Origin of the sequence: Clostridium sp. AF37-5 (genome assembly GCF_003477605.1) — a bacterium.
In the GTDB taxonomy this organism is placed as follows: domain Bacteria; phylum Bacillota; class Clostridia; order Lachnospirales; family Lachnospiraceae; genus Eubacterium_F.
The window spans coordinates 68,370-88,938 of the sequence record NZ_QUDR01000008.1 but is presented as its reverse complement, the minus strand read 5'-3'; the positions used below and the strand labels follow the sequence as shown (position 1 = coordinate 88,938).

Genomic DNA, 20,569 nt, shown 5'->3' with positions numbered 1-20,569 from the left:
CTCTGATGAAGAAAAACAAGAATAATAACGATAGATGGCAGGGCTATACGCCTGCCGACTGCGACTGCAAATATTGTGTGTATTACGGAGGAAAGAAAAACGGCAATGTGATTTGCCTTGCGGACACCTGCGTCTGCTCTGATGAAATCCGTCACGCAAAACAAGCATATCGCAGAGAAAGGAGCTTTTGATGGAAGTCAAAATTAACCGAGAGATACGAAATTACACAGAGTCAATGTTTTTTGGACTGTCGCTCAGACAGTTCATTTTTTCTGTCCTCGCCTGTGCGGTAGCGGTAGGACTTTACTTCCTCCTAAAACCGTACCTCGGAACAGAAACTGTATCGTGGGTGTGCATTTTGGGAGCTGCCCCTTTTGCGGCTCTCGGCTTTGTGAAATACAACGGAATGACGGCTGAGAAATTTATATGGGCGTGGATAAAGTCCGAGTTCCTTATGCCGAAAAAGCTGGTCTTTCATTCCACCAACACCTATTACGAATTGATGAAACCGACAATCGAACAAAAACAGAAGGAGGCTTATAAGAACAATGATTAAAACTCTTACAAACCTGTTAAAGCAGGACAAAGAAAAGTTCGTAGTACCAAAGGGCGTACAGGATTGTATTCCCATTACCGCTATTTATGATGACGGCATTTTCCGTGTAGGCAAGGACAAGTATTCCAAAAGCTTCAAGTTCACGGATATTAACTATGCCGTAGCGAGCCGTGAGGATAAGGAAGCAATGTTCCTTGAATACTCCGAGCTTCTCAACTCTCTTGACAGCGGAGCTACTACAAAGCTGACTATCAACAACAGACGGCTTAACCGTCTTGACTTTGAGAAAACCATTCTTATCCCCGAAACCGGCGATGAGCTTGATGTTTACCGAGAGGAATATAACAAAATGCTTCTCGACAAGGCAACCGGGGCAAATGCCATCGTTCAGGATAAATATGTTACTATCTCCATCAATAAAAAGAGCGTGGAGGACGCACGAACCTATTTTGCCCGTGTCGGTGCTGACCTGATTGCCCACTTTGCAAGACTCGGAAGCAAATGTGTGGAGCTTGAAACCGATGAGAGACTGAGAATTGTCCACGATTTCTTCCGTGTCGGGGAGGAAACCGCCTACCACTTCAATATTAAGGAAACGAGAAAGAAGGGACACGATTTCAAGGATTATGTTTGCCCCGATACAATGGAATTTGAAAAGGACTACTTCAAAATGGGAAACCGTTACGGGAGAGTCCTTTTTCTTCGTGAGTACGCTTCCTATATCAAGGACAGTATGGTAGCCGAGCTTACCGACCTGAACCGCAACCTGATGATGTCCATTGACATCGTACCTGTTCCTACCGATGAAGCGGTGCGAGAAGCAGAGAGCAGACTGCTTGGGGTTGAGACGAATATAACCAACTGGCAGAGAAAGCAGAATCAGAACAATAACTTTTCCGCTACCGTTCCGTATGATATGGAACAGCAGAAAAAGGAAATGAAGGAGTTCCTTGATGACCTTACCACTCGTGATCAGCGAATGATGTTCGCTGTACTCACTATGGTTCATACTGCGGACTCCAAAGAACAGCTTGATAACGACACCGAAGCTCTGCTTACTACGGCAAGAAAGCATTTGTGCCAGTTTGCCGTTCTCAAGTATCAGCAGATGGACGGACTGAATACGGCTATGCCCTTTGGAACACGCAAGATTGACGCATTCAGAACCCTTACCACAGAAAGCCTTGCGGTCTTTATTCCCTTCAGGGTTCAGGACATTTACCACGAAAACGGCATTTACTACGGTCAGAATGTCATCAGTAAAAATATGATTATTGCCGACCGCAGACAGCTACTCAACGGCAACTCTTTTATTCTCGGCGTATCCGGCGGCGGAAAATCCTTTGCGGCAAAGGGTGAAATTGAAAATATCATTCTTTCCTCCAATGCAGATGTTATTATCATAGACCCTGAGCGAGAGTATTCGCAGCTTGTAAAAGCTCTCGGCGGCGAAATAATCAATATTTCCGCTACTTCTCCGAGCCATATCAATGCGATGGATATGAACAAGGAATACGGCGACGGAGCAAACCCGGTTATCCTGAAATCCGAGTTCATTATGTCCCTTTGCGAACAGCTTATCGGCGGTACAAACCTCGGAGCAAAGCAGAAATCTATCATCGACCGTTGTACGGCAAGTGTTTACCGAGACTATCAGCAGAGAGGATATACCGGTACTGTTCCTACCTTGCAGGATTTTCGTGCGGAGCTTTTGAAACAGGACGAGCCGGAAGCAAAGGAAATCGCCCTTGCTATCGAGCTGTTTACTCACGGTTCTTTGAATACCTTTGCAAAGCCAACCAATGTTGATACGGATAACCGACTTATCTGTTATGACATTCTTGACCTCGGCAAGCAGCTTATGCCTATCGGTATGCTTGTCGTCCTCGACTCTATTCTGAACCGTATTACACAGAACCGTGCTAAAGGTAAGCAGACCTTTATCTTCATTGATGAAATCTACCTCCTGTTCCAGCACGAGTATTCTGCAAACTTCCTGTTTACGCTTTGGAAGCGTGTAAGAAAGTACGGCGCTTATGCCACCGGCATTACACAGAATGTGGACGACCTTTTGCAGAGCCATACAGCGAGAACTATGCTTGCAAACAGCGAGTTTTTGATTATGCTCAATCAGGCGTCAACCGACAGAATTGAGCTTGCAAAGCTCCTTAACATTTCTGACCTCCAGCTTTCGTATATCACGAATGTTGACGCAGGACACGGATTGATTAAGGTCGGCAGTTCGCTTGTGCCGTTTGCAAATAAGTTCCCGAAGAATACGAAGCTGTATAAGCTGATGACAACCAAACCGGGCGAGGGTGCATAACCCTTGCCCTATTCTGTAAATGAGAAAGGAAACACCTATGAAAAACAAAATCTATATTGCCATAATCTGTGCTTTCAGCATTGTATTTGCCGTCAGTTCAGGTTTTCTCATCAAGCACTATTGCGACTCTGCAAAGCAGGCTGAGATGTACGACAATCTGATTGAGGTTGTGGAGACCGAGCCTGAAGAAACCACAGAGCTGATGAACTACTCCGAAGAAAAGACCTTTATCCCGGAGTATCAGGAGCTTTATCTGCAAAATAACGATATGGTCGGCTGGATTAAGGTTGAGGACACAAAAATCAATTATCCCGTTATGCAGTCAAAGGACAACCCGAACTTCTATCTGAAGCACGGCTTTGATAAGGCATACACCGACTACGGCTGTCCTTATGTTCAGGAAAACTGCGATATGGAACTGCCAAGCGACAATATCATTATCTACGGTCATCATATGAACGACGGCTCTATGTTCGCCGGTCTTATGAAATTCAAGGACAAGAGCTTTTGGGAAAAGCACAAAACAGTATCCTTTGATACGCTGACCGATAGACAGACCTATGAAGTAATTGCCGTGTTCAAAACCGTAGTATATACGGATAGTCCCGACAGCTTCAAATATTATCAGTTCGTCAATGCGGACACCGCCGAGGATTTCACTGCCTATGTTGAGAAGTGCAAGAAACTGTCGCTTTACGAAACCGGCATAACCGCCGAATACGGCGACAAGCTCCTGACCCTTTCCACCTGTGAGTATTCCCGGACAAACGGCAGACTTGTTGTAGTGGCGAAGCTAATAAACGAATAATACAACAGGTAGTTCAGCCTGCATAGGAAGGAGGGATTGTATGGCTGATATTAAAACGAAAGACAATGCAAAAGGTACGATACGAACAATAGATAAGGCTGCCGTCGCAACCCAACGAATGAAGCAGGCGTATATCGCAACAAAAGAAAAGGCGGAGCGGTCGGTAAATGCCAACAGCAGTTCTGCCGAGGAATACGCTTCCGATAAACTGGAAAGCGGTATTGACGAGGTGTTTCACGATGGTGCCTATGCGTTTGACAAGGCGGGACGAAAGGGACTTGAAACCACAAAAGAGAATATCCGCACCGCAAAGGACGGTATTCAGCGTTTCAAGCAGCAGCGAGCCGAGCAGTCTTTGAGAAAACAGGCTTCGCAAAACACAAGCTCTGCGATTAAGACTGTCGATAAGGCGGAAAAGACCATAAAGCAGTCTGCCACTTCCTCCGGAAAGAAAACCATTAAGTTTGCCGGAAAAGAAGCAACAAAGACCGCACAGAAATCGGTTAAGACGGCTGAGCAGACTGCAAAGACTGCGATAAAAACCAGTCAGCAAGCGGCAAAAGCGGCACAGAAAACAGCTCAGGCGACAGTTAAGGCTTCGCAGAAAGCGGCACAGGCGGCAAAAGCCACAGCCAAAGCAACAGCCGCTACGATTAAAGCCGCAGCCAAAGCCACCATTGCCGCAGTAAAAGCAATCATAGCGGCGGTAAAAGGTCTTATTGCCGCTATCGCTGCCGGCGGTTGGGTTGCGGTGGTAGTAATTATTGTGCTATGTCTTGTAGCCTTGATTGCAGGTTCTGTGTTCGGTATCTTCTTTTCGGGAGAGGATTCCGGCACGGGAATGTCAATGCAGACAGTCGTTCAGGAAATCAATCAGGAATATGATGACCGATTGGAACAGGAAAAGAACTCTGTAAGCTATGATGTGCTTGAAATGAGCGGAAGCAGAGCTGTTTGGAAAGATGTTCTTGCGGTCTATTCTGTTAAAGTGAATACCGACCCCGACAATCCGATGGAGGTTGCTACGGTTGATGAAACCAAGAAGCAGCTACTGTCGGATATTTTTTGGGAAATGAACGATATTTCTTCCCGAACGGAAACGAAAACCCATACCGAAATCGAAGAAAGCGACGACGGACACGGCAACATCGTACAGACCGAAACCACAGTAACAGAAACTTTCCTGTATATCACGGTATCGCACAAGACCGTTGATGAAATGGCGGCTATGTACGGATTTAATCAGGAGCAGAAAGAGTATCTTGCCGAGCTGCTAAAGGACGAAAACAATCAACTATGGTCTCAGGTGCTTTACGGTATCGGATACAGCGACGACCAAATCGTAACGGTTGCCTTGTCACAGGTGGGTAATGTAGGCGGTCAGCCTTACTGGTCTTGGTACGGATTTGACTCCCGTGTAGAATGGTGTGCCTGCTTCGTCTCTTGGTGTGCTAACGAGTGCGGATATATCGACGCCGGTATTATTCCAAAGTATGCCGGCTGTGTAAACGGTGTACAATGGTTCAGAGACCGAGGACAGTGGGCAGACGGTTCGTATGAGCCTTCGCCCGGTACAATCATTTTCTTTGACTGGGAGGGCGACGGTGTGACAGACCACACCGGTATTGTTCAGAAATGCGAAAACGGTACAGTCTATACCGTTGAGGGCAACTCAGGCGACACTTGCAGAACCAAAACATACCCTGTCGGAAGCTCTGTTATCTACGGATACGGTATTCCGGCATATTAAAAAGATGGCTGCTCGTTTGAGTAGCCATCAAGTACATTATGAGAAATCAGGTATTTACTCAAGAACAAATATAACCTTCTGAAGCCTTTGTCCCAACAAGAGAAATATGCGGATATATACCATTGACAACATCTTCATAGAATTTACGACCGATTCTTGCAGATGTAACTCTATTTGTGAAAAAGTCTCTAAAGTGGTATGTGCCGGGTAATAATGAAGGAACAACAGCAACAATAAAAGCGTTATATTCATTTTGTTCCATTTTGTTAAGTTTTATCATCAGTGTTCACCTCCTTGTTGATAAGCCTGAATTTGTAAATGGAATTCTGAGTTGTTACTAATAGATTGTTCTTTTTAATATAATAATCATCACGGGAACTAATAATTCCCAAAGAAGTAATTGGTTTAAAATCATCGTCAACAGGATGCCAAACAAAGAATTGTCTGTTTCCATTCTTAAGAATATAGATAACACCGTCTTGACCTATATATCTATTTCTCCAAGATGTAGAATGTGAATTATTATTCTTATCACAAGACTCTATATATGTGACAAAATAGACATCAACAATTTCATCTGCCGTTTTCAAATAATCCATAACATTTTTTCTTTCGCTTGACTTTAGTATCTTTCATATTGCTTGATATTATTGTGTAAAATATCACATACTCTAAATCTGTCAGAACAGTTTTCTATTATGTTCTTTAAATATAGGCTTGACAAATAAAGGGTTAAGGAATATAATTAGATTCAGTATTAGACAAGGAGTTAATAAATATGCGGCAAGGTATTCTTAAATAAACTGTCAATTTGATAGTGGGAACAAAAAGTAGCAGTCCCGTTTCACTTTTAATATGGGGCTTAGTTTTTTGTACCCAGTTTAAGAATACTTTTATCATGTAATTTTATATGCCCGAAAACATATAAGTGTTTTGGGGCTATTGGAGTTATTTACCCAGTGATAGGAGTATTTATCACTGGGTATTTTTATGCCCTTTTTTGGGTGTTGATAGGAGGAAAATCACATGAAAATAATTAACTTAGGCATTCTGGCTCACGTTGACGCAGGAAAGACAACATTAACGGAAAGTTTATTGTATACCAGTGGTGCAATTGCAGAACTAGGGAGCGTAGATGAAGGCACAACAAGGACAGATACAATGAATTTGGAGCGTCAAAGGGGAATCACTATCCAGACAGCAGTGACATCTTTTCAGTGGGAGGATGTAAAAGTCAACATTATAGATACGCCAGGCCATATGGATTTTTTAACCGAAGCATACCGTGCTTTATCTGTCCTTGACGGAGCTGTTTTAGTCATTTCGGCAAAAGACGGCGTACAGGCACAGACGCGTATATTATTCCATGCGCTTCAGAAAATGAACATTCCGACAATTATCTTTATAAATAAGATAGACCAAAATGGAATCGACCTACAGCGTGTTTACCAAAGCATTAAAGACAAACTTACCAGTGATATGATTGTCATGCAGGAGGTTTCCCTGTCGCCAAAGATAACCATGACCGATATTTCTGATTTGGACAAATGGGATATGATTATTTCCGGAAGCGATGAACTATTAGAACGATATGTTGCAGAGGATTCTTTGGATATACAGGAATTACAATATGAAAAGTGCAAAAGAACCAGATGCTGCTCTTTGTTTCCTGTTTATCATGGGAGTGCAAAAGACAATTTAGGAACAGAAAAACTGATTGAAGCGATTACAGAAACTTTCATTACAGAAACAGACGATATTCAGTCTGAATTATGTGGATATGTTTTTAAGGTTGAGTATACAGAGCGGAAAAAACGGCTTTCTTATTTACGCCTGTATCATGGGACGCTCCATTTACGGGATACCCTGCTGCTGTCAAAAAAGGAAAAAATAAAGATTACAGAAATGTGTATTCCGTCAAATGGTGAAATCGTCCCGGTTGACCATGCCTGTCCGGGAGAAATTGTTATTTTAGCTGATGATACTTTGAAACTGAACGACATTCTGGGAAATGAAAAACTCCTGCCTCACAAAACACGGATTGATAATCCCATGCCATTACTTCGGACAACGGTAGAGCCGCAAAAGCCGGAGCAAAGGGAAGCCCTGTTAAATGCCCTCACAGAGATTGCTGATACAGACCCTCTTTTGCATTTTGACATTGATACTGTTACACATGAGATTATATTATCTTTTTTGGGAAAAGTACAGTTAGAAGTTATTTGTTCGCTATTAGAAGAAAAATATCATGTGGGCGTGGCTATGAAAGAGCCTTCGGTTATTTATCTGGAAAGACCGCTTAGAAAAGCAGAATATACCATCCACATAGAAGTCCCGCCAAATCCTTTCTGGGCTTCTGTCGGGTTGTCCATAGAGCCGCTCCCTATTGGAAGCGGAGTGCAGTATGAAAGCAGAGTTTCACTTGGATATTTAAATCAATCGTTCCAAAATGCGGTTATGGAGGGGGTTCTTTATGGCTGCGAGCAGGGGCTGTATGGATGGAAAGTGACAGACTGTAAAATCTGTTTTGAATATGGATTGTATTATAGTCCTGTAAGTACCCCCGCAGACTTTCGGCTGCTTTCCCCTATCGTATTGGAGCAGGCTTTAAAAAAAGCAGGGACAGAACTATTAGAGCCATATCTCCACTTTGAAATTTATGCACCGCAGGAATATCTCTCACGGGCGTATCATGATGCTCCAAGGTATTGTGCAGATATTGTAAGTACTCAGATAAAGAATGACGAGGTCATTCTGAAAGGAGAAATCCCTGCTAGATGTATTCAAGAATACAGGAACGATTTAACTTATTTCACAAATGGGCAGGGAGTCTGCTTGACAGAGTTAAAAGGATACCAGCCAGCTATTGGTAAATTTATTTGCCAACCCCGCCGCCCGAATAGCCGTATAGATAAGGTTCGGCATATGTTCCACAAGTTAGCTTAACAGCTTGCAAAAGTCATATAAAATGAGATTTGAAAGGAGAATGTAACTTCATGTTTGCTAAAAATTCAAAGGCATATTCTGTCTACCTGCTGTTCCGATTTGTCTGTTCCCTGGCGGTTTCTATGTCCACAGTGCTTTCCATCGTGTACCACCTGGAGGTGGTGCAGCTGGATGCTTTCCAGCTTGTCCTGGTAGGGACGGTTCAGGAGACCTCCTGCTTTCTGTTCGAGATGCCCACCGGTGTGGTGGCGGATTTGTATAGCCGTCGGCGCTCGGTGCTGATTGGAATGTTCCTCTACGGCCTGGGCTTTCTGATGGAGGGTGCGCTACCGTGGTTCGCGCCGGTTCTGCTGGCCCAGGTTGTCTGGGGTTGCGGTGATACCTTCATCACCGGCGCTCTGGAGGCGTGGATTGCCTCGGAGGAAGAGGACAAACCCATAGACAAGGTGTTCCTGCGGGGCAGTCAAATGGGGCAAATCGGCGGCGTTCTGGGCGTGGTGCTGGGCACACTGCTGGGAAACATAAACCTGCAAATGCCTGTCATCTTGGGGGGCAGTTTGTGCTTGTTGTTGGGGCTGGTGATGGTTCGCATCATGCCAGAAACCAACTTCTCCCCTGCTATTGAGGAACGGCAGGGCTTGCTTAAAGACTTTGTCTGCCTGTTCAAGCTCAACCTGGGCTTTGTGAAAGGCGCACCTGTGTTGCTGGCGCTCTTAGCAATCACACTATGCGGGGGACTTGCCAGTGAAGGCTTTGACCGGCTCTCCACCGCTCATTTTCTGGATGACACGGTAATACCCGTTATCGGGCCGCTGAACAGCGTCACTTGGTTCGGTGTTATCAGTCTTATCGGCAGCGGCTTAGGTATTCTGGCTTCTCAGTTGCTCATCGCCCGCATGGAGAAAAAAGGGACTGTCAGCCGAACCAGTGTGGTCATGTCCACCAGCGCCGGGTATATCCTGTTCCTGGTTCTCTTCGCGGTGGGGCGGAGCTTTTGGTTCATGTTGTTGGTGTTCCTGCTGGCGGGGCTTATGCGCACCATCAAGGAGCCTGTGCTGGCCGCCTGGATGAACGACCAAGTGGATGAGAAAATGCGCGCCACAGTCTTTTCCACCAGCGGACAGCTGGACTCTTTCGGGCAGATCATCGGCGGGCCTATTGTGGGGCTGGTAGCCCAGCAGGTGTCCATACCCTGGGGGCTGGTCTGTACCGCTTTCCTGCTGTTGCCCGCGCTGTTCTTAGTGCCGGTGGCGGGAAAGAAGCGGGATTGATATGGCATAGTTAAGTTTACTGACGAGCGGGAGATTACTTCCGCTCGTCTTCATTTAGTAGCGCAAAATTTGAGGACTCTTTATTTCCTTATTCGGTATAGCGGAGGCGGCTGTCAATTCGACATAATTTTCTTGTGATACTTTACCGTACATGAGCATTTGTTTCGTATTTGAAAGAACAAACTCACCAAATAAAAAAAACGATATTCGGGTGGGTTATTTTGTTATACCCTAAATTACCCTCTGAATTTGTTTTTAAATTTGGAGGGATTTTTTTATGTCCTTTTTTCGGGCAGTTATCTATCTGCTCATACGAAGCAAAATTTATCAATACATAGCATATCAGAGAACGGCAGGAAACCAGTTAAAAAAATTTCTGCCAGTGCAACGGTACTTCTCACCTTGAAAGTAGAAGTACAATCTCCATACAATAGAATTACTATTTCCTATAACCGTAAAGGTCACAGAGCCTTTGCGGTTTTTCTTTTGTCGATTTTTGTTGGAAAGTGCCGTAGGGCTGTTTCTGATATGCGGTGTCGTTCTCCGCCTCTCCATCTGGATTTTTTACATTTCAAAAATTCAGATGGGAGGTATTTATGGTGAAATATGCACCAAGAAAGGTATATATCAGAGAAAGTGGCGGCTATGTGGAATTATCCTACACGGAGTTCTGCCGTTGCAGGGAATCCGACCAGACCTATATGGACAAGCTGTTTATCCCCATTCAAGGCTGTCTGCTTGAAGTCGTGAGGGAGCAATACACAGACTTCTACCGTGACAAGGAACGGTGGCGTTATCTGCAAAAATTAGATACAAAGAATAGACTGCTATCTCTCGACGGATTTACGGACAGCGAGGGGAATCCTCTGGACTTTATCACTGATGAAGCGGTGGACATTGCAGAAACCGTTGTCAATGCGGTCATGGTGGACAGGCTGAAAGCCGCCCTGCCTTTGCTGTCGGATAGTGAACAGGAGCTGATACAGGCAATCTTTTTTGACGGACTTTCCGAGCGTGAAGTCGGGGCGAGGTTGGGCATAACCCAGAGCGTTGTAAACAAACGCAAAGCCAGAATCCTAATAAAACTAAGAACGATAATAGAAAATTAAAATTTAAGGCGTTCAGCCCCCTTGTTTTTTCCTTTGGGAAGATGAGGGGGCTTTTCTCTGCCCTCTCAATCAATTCTGATTGGAGGAAGTAAGAATGGCATACAACCACGGACGGGAGGACAGGAAATGGCGTATCTGGAAAGAAGCGGAGGAAAAGCTGCTGCGTGAGTGCGGCGTTGATGAAGCGACCATTGAGCAGATACGCATGGCGGACAGGGCAGACTTCAATTCCAACAGGCGGTTTTACCGATGGACGAATGACGTTGCGGAATATCTTGAGGACATGGCAGGCAGGGAGCGGCAGGCGGAAGTGGGTACGGTTGCGGAGTTACTGGAAGAGATTGAGAGCGAAAATCTCTATCAAGTATTAGTCACGGTGGACGGGCGTACCTTGAAAATCGTCCTGCTGAAAATGCAGGGGTATTCCACAAAGGAGATTGCCCCGCTTGTGCATTTGACGACTGGTGCCATCTATGCGAGGTTAGACCATCTGCGGAAGAAGCTGCGGAAAATTTTATAGCTTCTAAAACAGCCTGCCATCCTGCGGGCTACTGGGTGAGGGATGGAAATCCCCTCACTCATTTTTTGCAGGAGGACAACAGGATGGCATACAGGGTTAAGGCATGGGAAGAACCTATGAGTCTATGATGGAGGAACTGGAAGTAATAGAAATTCTTTCTACTGCTTATGATGGTGACGAATTTCCGGGTTATGAGAACATAAGATTGAGTTTTTCACAACTGGAAACGATTATTCGGAATAAACGCAGCGGTTGGCTTGATGCTTTGAGAAATCAAAAAGCAGTTTATCTTATAACTGATACCAGCAACGGAAAAATGTATGTTGGCTCGGCAACTGCTCAGTATGGAATGTTGCTTCAAAGGTGGACTAACTATATAGACAATGGACACGGTGGGAATGTTGAACTTAAACATATTGTTGACACCAAAGGGTTTGATTATATAAAAGCAAATTTTCAGTATTCAGTATTAGAAAACTATAACGCACGAATGGATGATAATTACATACTGAGTCGTGAAAAATGGTGGAAAGATACCCTTTGCACAAGACAATTCGGATATAATAAAAACTGATAAAAATTAGACCGTCAGATCTCATTCGAGACTTGACGGTCTTATATTTTTTTACTGTATTTAAGAAAATCGTTTTGGTGTTCCTGTTTGCGAAGTTGATAGCCTTGTGCAATCAGCGTATCTACTTTCAGAGCAATTAGGTTTATGTCGGAACACATTGCCCGTGCAATCTGCTGAATGTCATAGCCGTTTTCAATGTATTCCAAAATGGTGTCGTCCGGGAGCGAAGCCTGAGAAGCGAAGATATTTGCTTCATACTCCATACGGTTCTCTCTCATATCAAAGATGTTGAACTCTTTGAACCCGCCGACAGCAACCGCTTCTTGCCTGTGGAGAACATCGTGTCCGATTTCGTGCCATAGCACTATCTGTTCCACGACCGGGTGCATACCGTTTTTAAGGAAAACAAAGCGGTTCTTCAGAATGACCTTGTATGCTCCACGCTGCTTTTCAAAATCTCGGTAGATAATATTGATACCAAGCTCTTTTGCGACCTTGTACGGGTCACGAGTACCGCAACGGTCAATGAGCTTGTTGACGATTTTCACAATTTCAGCCGTAGTGTAATACCCCAATCCGGCTCACCTCCCATATTATAGTATATCGGATATTTACCCTATAATAAATTATAAACTATTGTGTGTCCCATATATTGGACTTAGTTCACTGTGAGGATTACTCGTCTTTGCGGTATTTCTTCGGGGTGTATTTTTTATTGTTCTTCTTTGCAATAAGATATGCTTCCTGAATAGCGTCAACCATTTCACGCATATCTTCGTCAGCCATTTCGCCGCCGGCAAACAGACCGGTAACTTCTGCAAGCAACTCCTGAGCCTGTCTTGCCCCTCTGCGTCCGTATTTATCCTCTACATCGGCGATGAAAGCGTCATCCTCAGACAGCAGATAATTCACATTTACATTTAATGCTTCTGCCAGCTTCTTGTATCTTTCCGTTCCTCTCGGACGGGATTTATCATTTTCATAAGAACAAATTACACGTCGGGTTACGCCTATTTTTTCAGCCAATTCATCCTGATTAAGACCGAGTTTAGTCCTCTCTGCTTTGACTTTTTCACCGAATGTCATCTTTGATTTCACTCCTTAAAAGAATATTTACAGTTTAACTTCTCATTTACTCTTGACAAGTACACTTAAACTGCGTATAATAAGAAACAGGAAGTTGAACTACTCATAGTTTACACTAAACTTCCCAAAATGTCAAGGGGGGTTCAAAAAATGTTACGAAGCATACTTCATTGTGATATGAACAACTTCTATGCCAGCGTCGAATGTATGCTCGACCCCGCATTGAAGAAATATCCGATTGCTGTCTGCGGCTCTGTGGAGGAACGACACGGTATCGTGCTTGCAAAGAACTACAAAGCAAAGGCTTTTGATGTGAAAACCGGGGACGCAGTATGGCAGGCTAAACAGAAGTGCAAGGACTTGGTTGTAGTGCCGCCCCATTATGAGGAGTATATCAAATACTCAAAGCTTGCGAGAAGCGTTTATGAGCGATATACCGACCAAGTTGAACCGTATGGTATGGACGAGTGTTGGCTGGATATTAGCGGGACAGAAAGCCTTTTCGGTTCGCCGGAAAAGGTGGCAAATGAAATTCGTGAAACGATGAAGTTTGAACTCGGCTTGACGATTTCTGTGGGTGTTTCCTTTAATAAGATATTTGCGAAGCTCGGCTCGGATATGAAGAAACCGGACGCAGTAACCGTTATACCAAAGGATACATTCAAAGAAAAGATTTGGGGACTTCCTGCCGCTGACCTGCTCGGTGTAGGACGGGCAACCCAGCGAGTGCTTGACAGCTATTGTATTCGTACCATCGGGGATTTAGCGAATAACGACCCTGAGTTCTTACGCAGAAGATTAGGAAAGAACGGAGTAGTTTTATGGAACTATGCCAACGGCAACGACCTTTCCCTTGTTGCCAAGAAAGATTTCGTTTCTCCTATAAAAAGTGTAGGACACGGTATAACAACAGTAGCAGATTTAGAGAAACCGGAGCAGGTGTGGCCCGTGTTTCTCGAATTAACCCAAGACATCGGACACAAGCTCCGTGTTCACGGACTGAGTGCAGAAGGTGTCGCAATACATATTAGAGACAACACGCTCAATACAAGGCAATGGCAGACGAAGATTGCACTTCCTACACAGTCTCCGATGATTATTGCAAAGACCGCTTTTCAGTTGTTTGAAAAAAGATATGGGTGGAATAACCCTATCCGTTCTGTGACAGTACAAGCCATAAATCTTATTCCACAAGACACGCCCCGTCAAATAGATATGTTTATGGACGCCGCAAAGCAGGACAAATTGGAGCGAATGGAAAAGTGTGTTGAAGAAATCAGACGGCGTTTCGGAAAGGACAGCATAAGGAATGGGGTTCTGTGTCAGAACTTGCGGCTACCACCGGAAAAAGCCGAAATCACTATGCCGACAGGTATGGTTGGTTAAGGAGGTCTAAATGTGATTGACGAAAAAGAGGTTACGGCTTATGTTACGATGCCCGACTGCTTTTTGCAGGGGTGCAGCGAAGATATTGTTATCTTTCGTGCGGACGGCGGAAACCATTTTACCGACTACGGTATATATGAGGGAATGTTTCTTTTCTTTGACCGGAAAAAACGCTTTAAGAAAGGAAGGCTTTCCTGTTACATCAATACTGCCGGAGATGACCGACCCAAGTACAGGGTGTCGGATAAGAACATCGACGGATACAAGCACTTGGGAAGATTAGTTTTGACTTTGAGAAATTACGAGGAATAAAAATGGAATCCGAAAGAAGAAAAGTTTATGTTGAAGTAAATGTAACACATAGACCTGATGGAACGGCTCGTCCGAACTTCATCAAGTTTGAGAATGATGAAAAATATGAGATAGACCGTGTAATTCAGAAATGCCGTGCGGCTTCCACCAAAGTCGGAGGAACCGGTATCCGCTACACGGTACAGATTTGCGGCAAGCCCACATTTCTGTTCGACGAAGAAAACGGAAAGTGGTTTGTAGAAGCAAAATCCTAATGGTAGGAGGTTTTGTAACTTGAAACATTTATCGAGATTTGACATCGAAGCGATTGCCGACAAGTATGTTCAGGCATATATGGCACTTCCCGATGTCCGTAACACACAAATATACAGAATTGACCCGGAGCTTCTCTTGGAGAAGGTTCTCGGATTGAATGTCGAATACCAGCACCTATCTTATGACGGTAGTATTCTCGGAATGACCTCATTTACGGAAATGGGTGTTCAGGTATTTGAAGATGATGATAACGAAGCCTTTTTCTTTTTGGATGGAAAAACCGTTCTCGTGGAAAAGGACTTGAACTTTGACAGCAAGCTGAAAGGCAGAAAGAATTTCACCTTAATGCACGAGGGCAGCCATCAGATATTTAAGATGTTGTTCCCGAATGATTACGGTGTGACACAGAAATCTGCCGGAGTACATTATTACAAGGCAAATTCCGAGAGAAATAAGCCTATATCCGATTGGGAGGAATGGCAGGCAAATACGCTTGGAGCTGCTATCCTTCTTCCCGAAAACCTTATAAAGCAGGGAATGTATCTGTTCAGTCTTGGAGAAAAGATTGAGTGTCTGAACAAAATATACTATCCGAGCGTATATAAGAGATTTGATGCACTTGCGGATTTTTTAGGGTGTTCCAAAAAAGCACTTGCTATACGAATGAAACAGCTCGGACTTTTGAAAAAGGAGTATCTTGATAATCCTTTTGATTTGGTTACGGTTTATCCGGAGGTGAGCGAGCTATGAAATCGTTGGAACAAAAGATAATCGTAAGGTGCAAAAACTGTGGCTGGCGTATTTTTGACAAGGTAACAATGACAACAGGCGTGATTGAACTGAAATGTCCGAACTGCCACAGAGTAGTAGAGGTTGACCTATCCCTACGCAAGGGAACAGTCAAGTACAGATTAACAAGAAGTAGTAACAGAGCGAACAATTAAATATCGGACAGATGTACCGAGCCACGAGTCCTTGAGCGAAAGCTCTTGAGTCATCAAATTGCCGGACGCTGAGAATTAAGGGATAGAAATATCCTAATGTTCTTGGTGTCCGGCTTTTTTGTCGCTCCCGAAAGGAGCAAGACCGTGACATATAAGTGGCTGGCGTATATCGCCAAGTATCCGTAATCTCCGAATTTTTGATTTCAACCAAATTCAAAAATTCAAATTTAAGGAGATTACGACAATGACAAAACTTACATTAGAACAACAGGAATTATTATTTGCGAACGACTGCAAGCTCATTAACCTGCGGTATGAATATCACGGCTACACCGGCACGGAGAAATGGGCGATTGTAACAGAACTGGCGGAAGAAGAATTGTGGGTTAAATACCCTGATGTTATCCGTCGGTACACTCCGTTCATTCTGCTTTCTATGGCTCAGGGCGAAGTGATAACGGAGTATCAGAACTACGAAGCAAGAGAGAGAATGAGAAGGCTTCTTTTCGGACACGCATTTGACATCAATGACGGAGAATTTGAAGTGCATCATCCGGAATTGGCAGTCGATACAGACCCAATCGAAGAAATAATGCTGAAAGACAATATTAAGCGACTTCGGGAGGTTTTGTGTTACTTAAGCGAAACACAGAAACGCAGAGTTTTTAAGTATTTCTTCTACAACAAAACACTTGAAAAAATCGCAGATGAAGAAGGAGTCGATTTTACTTCTGTAAGGGAATCGGTAAACAGTGCAATAAAAAAGTTGAGGAAATTTTTCTAAAACACCCCCCAAAAACGCTCTCCCATTTCAAACAAGTGAAGGGGTTAATTCTAATCCGGATATGAATTACCTCAGAATAATCGAAAGCGAGGATTTACATATGAAAGAAAAAGAATTTAAGAATGTCAGATGGGGCGATATTTATTACTGCGACTTGGGGGTTACAAACGGTAGTGTGCAATCGGGAATGAGACCGGTTCTTGTGGTTCAGACAAATCGCTTAAATGAAAGCAGTCCTACGGTCGTTGTAGCCGCTATAACGGCTGTTAAAAAGAAAACGGCAATGAATACTCATATTGAGCTAAACACGGATTGTGGCTTAAAAGAGCCGTCGATGGTAATGCTTGAGCAGCTACGCACCGTGGATAAAGCCACAGAGCTTGATAATTTTGTCGGAAGAATTACCGACGCAGATAAAATCAGCGAAATCAAGCGAGGATTGAAATTTGCAGTCGGTATTCCCGTTAAACCCAAGACAGAGCGTAAAGGCATTGTACTAAGTCTTTGCCCTCGTTGCAGAAGCGAGTTTCAGTCTATCCCTGAAAACATTGTAAAAAGACTTGACCCCTTTCAGGCAGATAAAGAGATGTGCGATAAATGTCAGGTAGGATACGGCTATGACTATATGATTTTCAAAAAGAACCATCATCACGCTAAGGGAGGTGTTGACAATGTTTGAAGATAAGATTGAAGCAATGAACAAACTACCCAACGCTGTTGATGATAGTTCCGGCTTTGAGAAAAGAGTTTATACGGTAGAAGAAATAATGGATATTCTCAGCATTGGAAAGAACACTGCTTATGCTCTCGTCAACTCAGGCGTTTTCCATTTTGTAAAGGTCGGCGGACATTACAGAATTTCCAAGAAGAGCTTTGACCGATGGCTTGATAATATGGACAGCGAAAGCTCCGGTTGTCAATTATGCGATTAAACCAATCGCATAATTAACAAAAACTCCGATTTTCAGTGCCATATAGCCAAGTCACTTGGCTATATGGTAGTCAGAGTGGCAAATAAGAAATCGGGGGTAAACGGTAATGCGAAAGAAAATTGAAAAGAGCGATACTCGACTTCCTAATACATTCAGGCAGACTGAACCTGATATACGAGCATACACGGTAGATGATATACAGCACATCTTGAAAGTGAGCAGAACTACCGTCTATGAGCTGCTTAAAAGCAAGAAATTCCATAGCGTTCGTGTCGGAGGTCAATATCGAATATCTAAAAAGAGCTTTGAAAATTGGCTCAATGGCGAGAAAGGAGGTTCTGAAGATGGCATTTGTTAATATGTTCAATGACCGAGTGGAGCAGTTTAATCTCAGAGAGGAAAATGAACGCTTGGCAGAATTGTTCAGCGATGAAAAGCTTCAGGAGGAAGCACAGTGGCAAGCCTATTCTGTCAAGGAAATATCTCGGTTGTTTTCCATTTCCGAAGAAGAAGCACTGAAACTGATGAATTGCGGCTTATTCAAAACATACCGAGTCGGCAACGAATACAGAGCTTCAAAGAAAAGCGTTGAAGAAAATAAGAAAATCGTCAAGGCAGTTCTTACATATCAGGACAAAAAGACAATGTCTGTACCCGACGTAATGAGAATACTCGGTCTTGGAAAGACGGCTACATACCGACTCATCAATCAGTGCCGATTTAAGACCTATTTGGTACTGGGCAAAATGAGAGTTGATGTGGATAGCTTTGAAGATTGGTATGCAGGACAATTCCATTATGAGAAAGTAAACGGCGAAAGACCCGGTAAGAAATACGGCAAAACGCTCTCTCCTCTTACTGTTGCAAAGGTACTCGGCATTCCGAGAAGCACCGCAAATGACCTTATGAACGATGGCATTGTTGAGTTTATATGGGTTGACGGTAAACGCCGAATAAAAAGAGAAAGCTTTGATAAGTGGTACGCTTCGCAAAGTAAATACACTAAAGTTAAGGAAATCGAGGAGGTGGAGGGATATGTCGATTGAGGATAGAGTTCGTGAATTAAACGGCGGTACATATACAAAAAAGAGCTATTCCGTAGAGGAAGTTCAGTCAATCTTGGGTATTACCCGACAGACCGTATATAAGCTCATCAAACAGGGGTGTTTTCAGGCAGTAATGCTCGAAACCGGATACCGCATAATAAAGACCAGCTTTGATAAATGGCTGGATAATGAATAAGGAGGAACGACTATGGCTTCTATTGTAAAGAGAAAGAATCGATATTCCGTCGTTTATACCTACAAAGACGATGACGGAAACCAACATCAAAAATGGGAAACCTTTGATACAAACGCAGACGCTAAAAAGAGAAAAACTCAAATTGAGTTTGAACAGCAAAGCGGTACATTCATCATTCCTAATGCTACGACAGTTGCGGATTTGCTTGAAGAATACTGCTCCGTGTACGGAGTAAATAACTGGGCAATGTCAACCTACCGTTCAAAGAAAGGGCTTATGTATAATTACATCATTCCGCTTATCGGCGATGTGAAACTTGATGAACTGACTCCGAGACTTATGGATAAATTCTATCAAAGCCTTCTGAAAGTTAAGACCAAAGTGGTACAGAATAAAAAGCCTAAAAATGAGTATCTGACCGTACATACCGTAAGAGAAATCCATAAGTTTTTAAGGAGTGCCTTTAATCAGGCGGTAAAATGGGAGTTGATGACAAGAAACCCGGTTCTCAATGCAACGCTCCCGAAAGAGGAACATCAGAAACGAGAAATATGGACAGCAGAAACTCTTATGCACGCTCTTGAAGTGTGCGATGATGATATTCTCGCATTAGCCATCAATTTATCCTTTGCCTGTTCACTCCGTATGGGTGAAATGCTCGGTCTTACTTGGGATTGCATTGATATTTCGGAGGAAAGCCTGAAAGAAAACAACGCTTCCATTTTTGTAGATAAAGAGCTTCAGCGAGTAAACAGAGATGTAATGGAGGTGCTTGATAATAAGGACATTATCCGTGTCTTTCCGAGAACTCTGTCAAATACAAATACCTCCCTTGTTTTGAAAACGCCAAAAACTAAAACAAGTGTGAGAAAAATCTTCTTGCCGTCAACCGTAGCTCAAATGCTGTTAGAGAGAAAAAAGCAGATTGACGAAATGAAAGAGCTTTTCGGTGATGAGTATTTGGATTATGACTTGGTATTCTGCCATTCGTCAGGCAGACCGATGGAAGGTCAGGTAATCAACCGTGCTTTGAAAAAGCTGATACAGGACAACGACTTACCCGATGTGGTATTTCACAGCTTCCGTCACGCAAGTATAACCTACAAGCTGAAATGGAACGGCGGCGATATGAAATCGGTTCAAGGCGACTCAGGACACGCCCGAATGGATATGGTTGCCGATGTTTACAGCCATATAATCGACGAGGACAGGCGATATAACGCACAGAAGTTTGAGGAACAGTTCTACAACGCTAAAGGTCTCAAAAATGCGGAAGAAGGTAAAACTGCTCCAATGCCCAAGTTTGAAACTTCGGTTGAACTCCTTGACCCAATGGCAGAGGTTCAAAAAGAGAGCGAAGTTGAAAAAGAAAAGCCTGCTGAGAACAGTACAGATGAAAACGCCGCCTTGCTCACAAAACTGTTATCAAATCCGGAAACAGCAGCATTATTAAAGGCTTTAGCGAAAACAATTTAGTCATACAAAAAAGGCAATCCGTCAGGGTTGCCTTTTGTAATTCCTGAAAAATCTTGAAATCAAGAAGAAAAACCATTATAATATTTGAACACAGATTATTGATTTGCATAAGAGAATGCGTAAACTTCAAATGCGTTTCCTGTGATTTATGGGCTACAGATTAACTCAATGATGTTTCCCATATTTCTTTGCATTTGCTAATACCCTGCTAAAAGGAAGGCAAAAAACCACGAAAAATTAGCAGGTTTTGGACGAGAATTTACTAACAGTGAAATCCCAGAAAAGCCAGTAA

At 43.5% G+C, this 20,569-nt stretch carries 26 protein-coding genes; 22 read left to right on the top strand and 4 right to left on the bottom strand.

The window, feature by feature from the left end; translation table 11 throughout:
* Window positions 1-5 precede the first annotated feature (5 nt).
* The 5 genes from DW019_RS07200 to DW019_RS07180 are packed head-to-tail and all read left to right on the top strand — an operon-like array spanning window position 6 to window position 5,440.
* Window positions 6-191 carry a hypothetical protein gene (locus DW019_RS07200; RefSeq protein ID WP_015573063.1) on the top strand — a complete coding sequence of 62 codons (186 nt, stop codon included), beginning with the start codon at window positions 6-8 and terminating at the stop codon, window positions 189-191.
* Entirely contained in the window at window positions 191-556 is a 366-nt protein-coding gene (locus tag DW019_RS07195) for a PrgI family protein (RefSeq protein ID WP_015573062.1), read from the top strand. The genes DW019_RS07200 and DW019_RS07195 overlap by 1 nt, the downstream gene beginning before the upstream one ends.
* On the top strand, window positions 549-2,882 hold the full coding sequence (locus DW019_RS07190; protein ID WP_015573061.1) for a VirB4-like conjugal transfer ATPase, CD1110 family: 2,334 nt from the start codon (window positions 549-551) through the stop codon (window positions 2,880-2,882). Before DW019_RS07195 ends, DW019_RS07190 begins: the two co-directional genes overlap by 8 nt.
* Window positions 2,883-2,919: 37 nt before the next feature.
* Entirely contained in the window at window positions 2,920-3,690 is a 771-nt protein-coding gene (srtB, locus tag DW019_RS07185; protein ID WP_015573060.1) for a class B sortase, read from the top strand.
* Window positions 3,691-3,730: 40 nt separating this feature from the next.
* Window positions 3,731-5,440 (top strand): CHAP domain-containing protein, encoded by a 1,710-nt coding sequence (locus DW019_RS07180; protein WP_015573059.1) that lies wholly within the window; start codon window positions 3,731-3,733, stop codon window positions 5,438-5,440.
* Between the two features lie 58 nt (window positions 5,441-5,498).
* Here the strand turns inward: DW019_RS07180 and DW019_RS07175 are convergent, their stop codons facing one another.
* Together DW019_RS07175 and DW019_RS07170 are read right to left on the bottom strand one after the other, a co-directional pair.
* Window positions 5,499-5,720 (bottom strand): hypothetical protein, encoded by a 222-nt coding sequence (locus DW019_RS07175; RefSeq protein WP_015573058.1) that lies wholly within the window; start codon window positions 5,718-5,720, stop codon window positions 5,499-5,501.
* Complete coding sequence (locus DW019_RS07170) at window positions 5,707-6,039, bottom strand: hypothetical protein (RefSeq protein ID WP_015573057.1); 333 nt, start codon at window positions 6,037-6,039, stop codon at window positions 5,707-5,709. The genes DW019_RS07175 and DW019_RS07170 overlap by 14 nt, the downstream gene beginning before the upstream one ends.
* Before the next feature lie 427 nt (window positions 6,040-6,466).
* On the opposite strand from DW019_RS07170, the gene tet(O/32/O) reads away from it, so the two are divergent.
* The 5 genes from tet(O/32/O) to DW019_RS07140 all read left to right on the top strand — a co-directional run bounded on the left by tet(O/32/O) (window position 6,467) and on the right by DW019_RS07140 (window position 11,860).
* On the top strand, window positions 6,467-8,386 hold the full coding sequence (gene tet(O/32/O) / locus DW019_RS07165; RefSeq protein WP_118442958.1) for a tetracycline resistance ribosomal protection mosaic protein Tet(O/32/O): 1,920 nt from the start codon (window positions 6,467-6,469) through the stop codon (window positions 8,384-8,386).
* Window positions 8,387-8,436: 50 nt separating this feature from the next.
* Entirely contained in the window at window positions 8,437-9,657 is a 1,221-nt protein-coding gene (gene tet(40), locus DW019_RS07160) for a tetracycline efflux MFS transporter Tet(40) (protein ID WP_118442957.1), read from the top strand.
* A gap of 599 nt (window positions 9,658-10,256) precedes the next feature.
* On the top strand, window positions 10,257-10,766 hold the full coding sequence (locus DW019_RS07150) for a sigma-70 family RNA polymerase sigma factor (protein ID WP_347474410.1): 510 nt from the start codon (window positions 10,257-10,259) through the stop codon (window positions 10,764-10,766).
* Between the two features lie 94 nt (window positions 10,767-10,860).
* Window positions 10,861-11,286, top strand: coding sequence for a sigma-70 family RNA polymerase sigma factor (locus tag DW019_RS07145; protein WP_000323895.1), 426 nt, complete (start codon window positions 10,861-10,863; stop codon window positions 11,284-11,286).
* Window positions 11,287-11,410: 124 nt separating this feature from the next.
* Window positions 11,411-11,860, top strand: coding sequence for a GIY-YIG nuclease family protein (locus tag DW019_RS07140; RefSeq protein ID WP_015573053.1), 450 nt, complete (start codon window positions 11,411-11,413; stop codon window positions 11,858-11,860).
* Window positions 11,861-11,901: 41 nt separating this feature from the next.
* Here DW019_RS07140 and DW019_RS07135 read toward each other — a convergent pair whose 3' ends face one another.
* Together DW019_RS07135 and DW019_RS07130 are read right to left on the bottom strand one after the other, a co-directional pair.
* Window positions 11,902-12,435, bottom strand: coding sequence for an ImmA/IrrE family metallo-endopeptidase (locus DW019_RS07135; RefSeq protein ID WP_024721678.1), 534 nt, complete (start codon window positions 12,433-12,435; stop codon window positions 11,902-11,904).
* Window positions 12,436-12,535: 100 nt separating this feature from the next.
* The gene (locus DW019_RS07130) at window positions 12,536-12,946 is read right to left on the bottom strand and encodes a helix-turn-helix transcriptional regulator (RefSeq protein ID WP_015573052.1); all 411 of its coding nucleotides are present in this window, start codon (window positions 12,944-12,946) and stop codon (window positions 12,536-12,538) included.
* A 150-nt stretch (window positions 12,947-13,096) separates the two neighbouring features.
* On the opposite strand from DW019_RS07130, the gene DW019_RS07125 reads away from it, so the two are divergent.
* The 12 genes from DW019_RS07125 (at window position 13,097) to DW019_RS07070 (ending at window position 20,277) form a co-directional block, all read left to right on the top strand.
* Window positions 13,097-14,332, top strand: coding sequence for a DNA polymerase IV (locus DW019_RS07125; RefSeq protein WP_015573051.1), 1,236 nt, complete (start codon window positions 13,097-13,099; stop codon window positions 14,330-14,332).
* Between the two features lie 12 nt (window positions 14,333-14,344).
* Window positions 14,345-14,644, top strand: coding sequence for a hypothetical protein (locus DW019_RS07120; RefSeq protein WP_024721677.1), 300 nt, complete (start codon window positions 14,345-14,347; stop codon window positions 14,642-14,644).
* A 2-nt stretch (window positions 14,645-14,646) separates the two neighbouring features.
* A complete protein-coding gene (locus tag DW019_RS07115) occupies window positions 14,647-14,898 on the top strand; it encodes a hypothetical protein (RefSeq protein ID WP_003525178.1) in 252 nt (83 codons plus the stop codon).
* 19 nt (window positions 14,899-14,917) lie between these two features.
* Window positions 14,918-15,649: an ImmA/IrrE family metallo-endopeptidase gene (locus tag DW019_RS07110; protein WP_024721676.1), complete on the top strand. Its 732-nt coding sequence runs from the start codon at window positions 14,918-14,920 to the stop codon at window positions 15,647-15,649.
* The gene (locus DW019_RS07105; RefSeq protein WP_074124429.1) at window positions 15,646-15,843 is read left to right on the top strand and encodes a hypothetical protein; all 198 of its coding nucleotides are present in this window, start codon (window positions 15,646-15,648) and stop codon (window positions 15,841-15,843) included. Before DW019_RS07110 ends, DW019_RS07105 begins: the two co-directional genes overlap by 4 nt.
* 244 nt (window positions 15,844-16,087) lie before the next feature.
* Window positions 16,088-16,627 (top strand): sigma-70 family RNA polymerase sigma factor, encoded by a 540-nt coding sequence (locus DW019_RS07100; protein WP_015573050.1) that lies wholly within the window; start codon window positions 16,088-16,090, stop codon window positions 16,625-16,627.
* A 100-nt stretch (window positions 16,628-16,727) separates the two neighbouring features.
* Complete coding sequence (locus DW019_RS07095; RefSeq protein WP_024721675.1) at window positions 16,728-17,306, top strand: type II toxin-antitoxin system PemK/MazF family toxin; 579 nt, start codon at window positions 16,728-16,730, stop codon at window positions 17,304-17,306.
* The gene (locus tag DW019_RS07090) at window positions 17,299-17,559 is read left to right on the top strand and encodes a helix-turn-helix domain-containing protein (RefSeq protein WP_015573048.1); all 261 of its coding nucleotides are present in this window, start codon (window positions 17,299-17,301) and stop codon (window positions 17,557-17,559) included. The genes DW019_RS07095 and DW019_RS07090 overlap by 8 nt, the downstream gene beginning before the upstream one ends.
* Before the next feature lie 106 nt (window positions 17,560-17,665).
* The gene (locus DW019_RS07085; RefSeq protein ID WP_015573047.1) at window positions 17,666-17,917 is read left to right on the top strand and encodes a helix-turn-helix domain-containing protein; all 252 of its coding nucleotides are present in this window, start codon (window positions 17,666-17,668) and stop codon (window positions 17,915-17,917) included.
* Complete coding sequence (locus DW019_RS07080; protein ID WP_015573046.1) at window positions 17,904-18,605, top strand: helix-turn-helix domain-containing protein; 702 nt, start codon at window positions 17,904-17,906, stop codon at window positions 18,603-18,605. The genes DW019_RS07085 and DW019_RS07080 overlap by 14 nt, the downstream gene beginning before the upstream one ends.
* Window positions 18,595-18,801: a helix-turn-helix domain-containing protein gene (locus tag DW019_RS07075; RefSeq protein WP_015573045.1), complete on the top strand. Its 207-nt coding sequence runs from the start codon at window positions 18,595-18,597 to the stop codon at window positions 18,799-18,801. The genes DW019_RS07080 and DW019_RS07075 overlap by 11 nt, the downstream gene beginning before the upstream one ends.
* 12 nt (window positions 18,802-18,813) lie before the next feature.
* Window positions 18,814-20,277 (top strand): site-specific integrase, encoded by a 1,464-nt coding sequence (locus tag DW019_RS07070; RefSeq protein WP_015573044.1) that lies wholly within the window; start codon window positions 18,814-18,816, stop codon window positions 20,275-20,277.
* Window positions 20,278-20,569 lie beyond the last annotated feature (292 nt).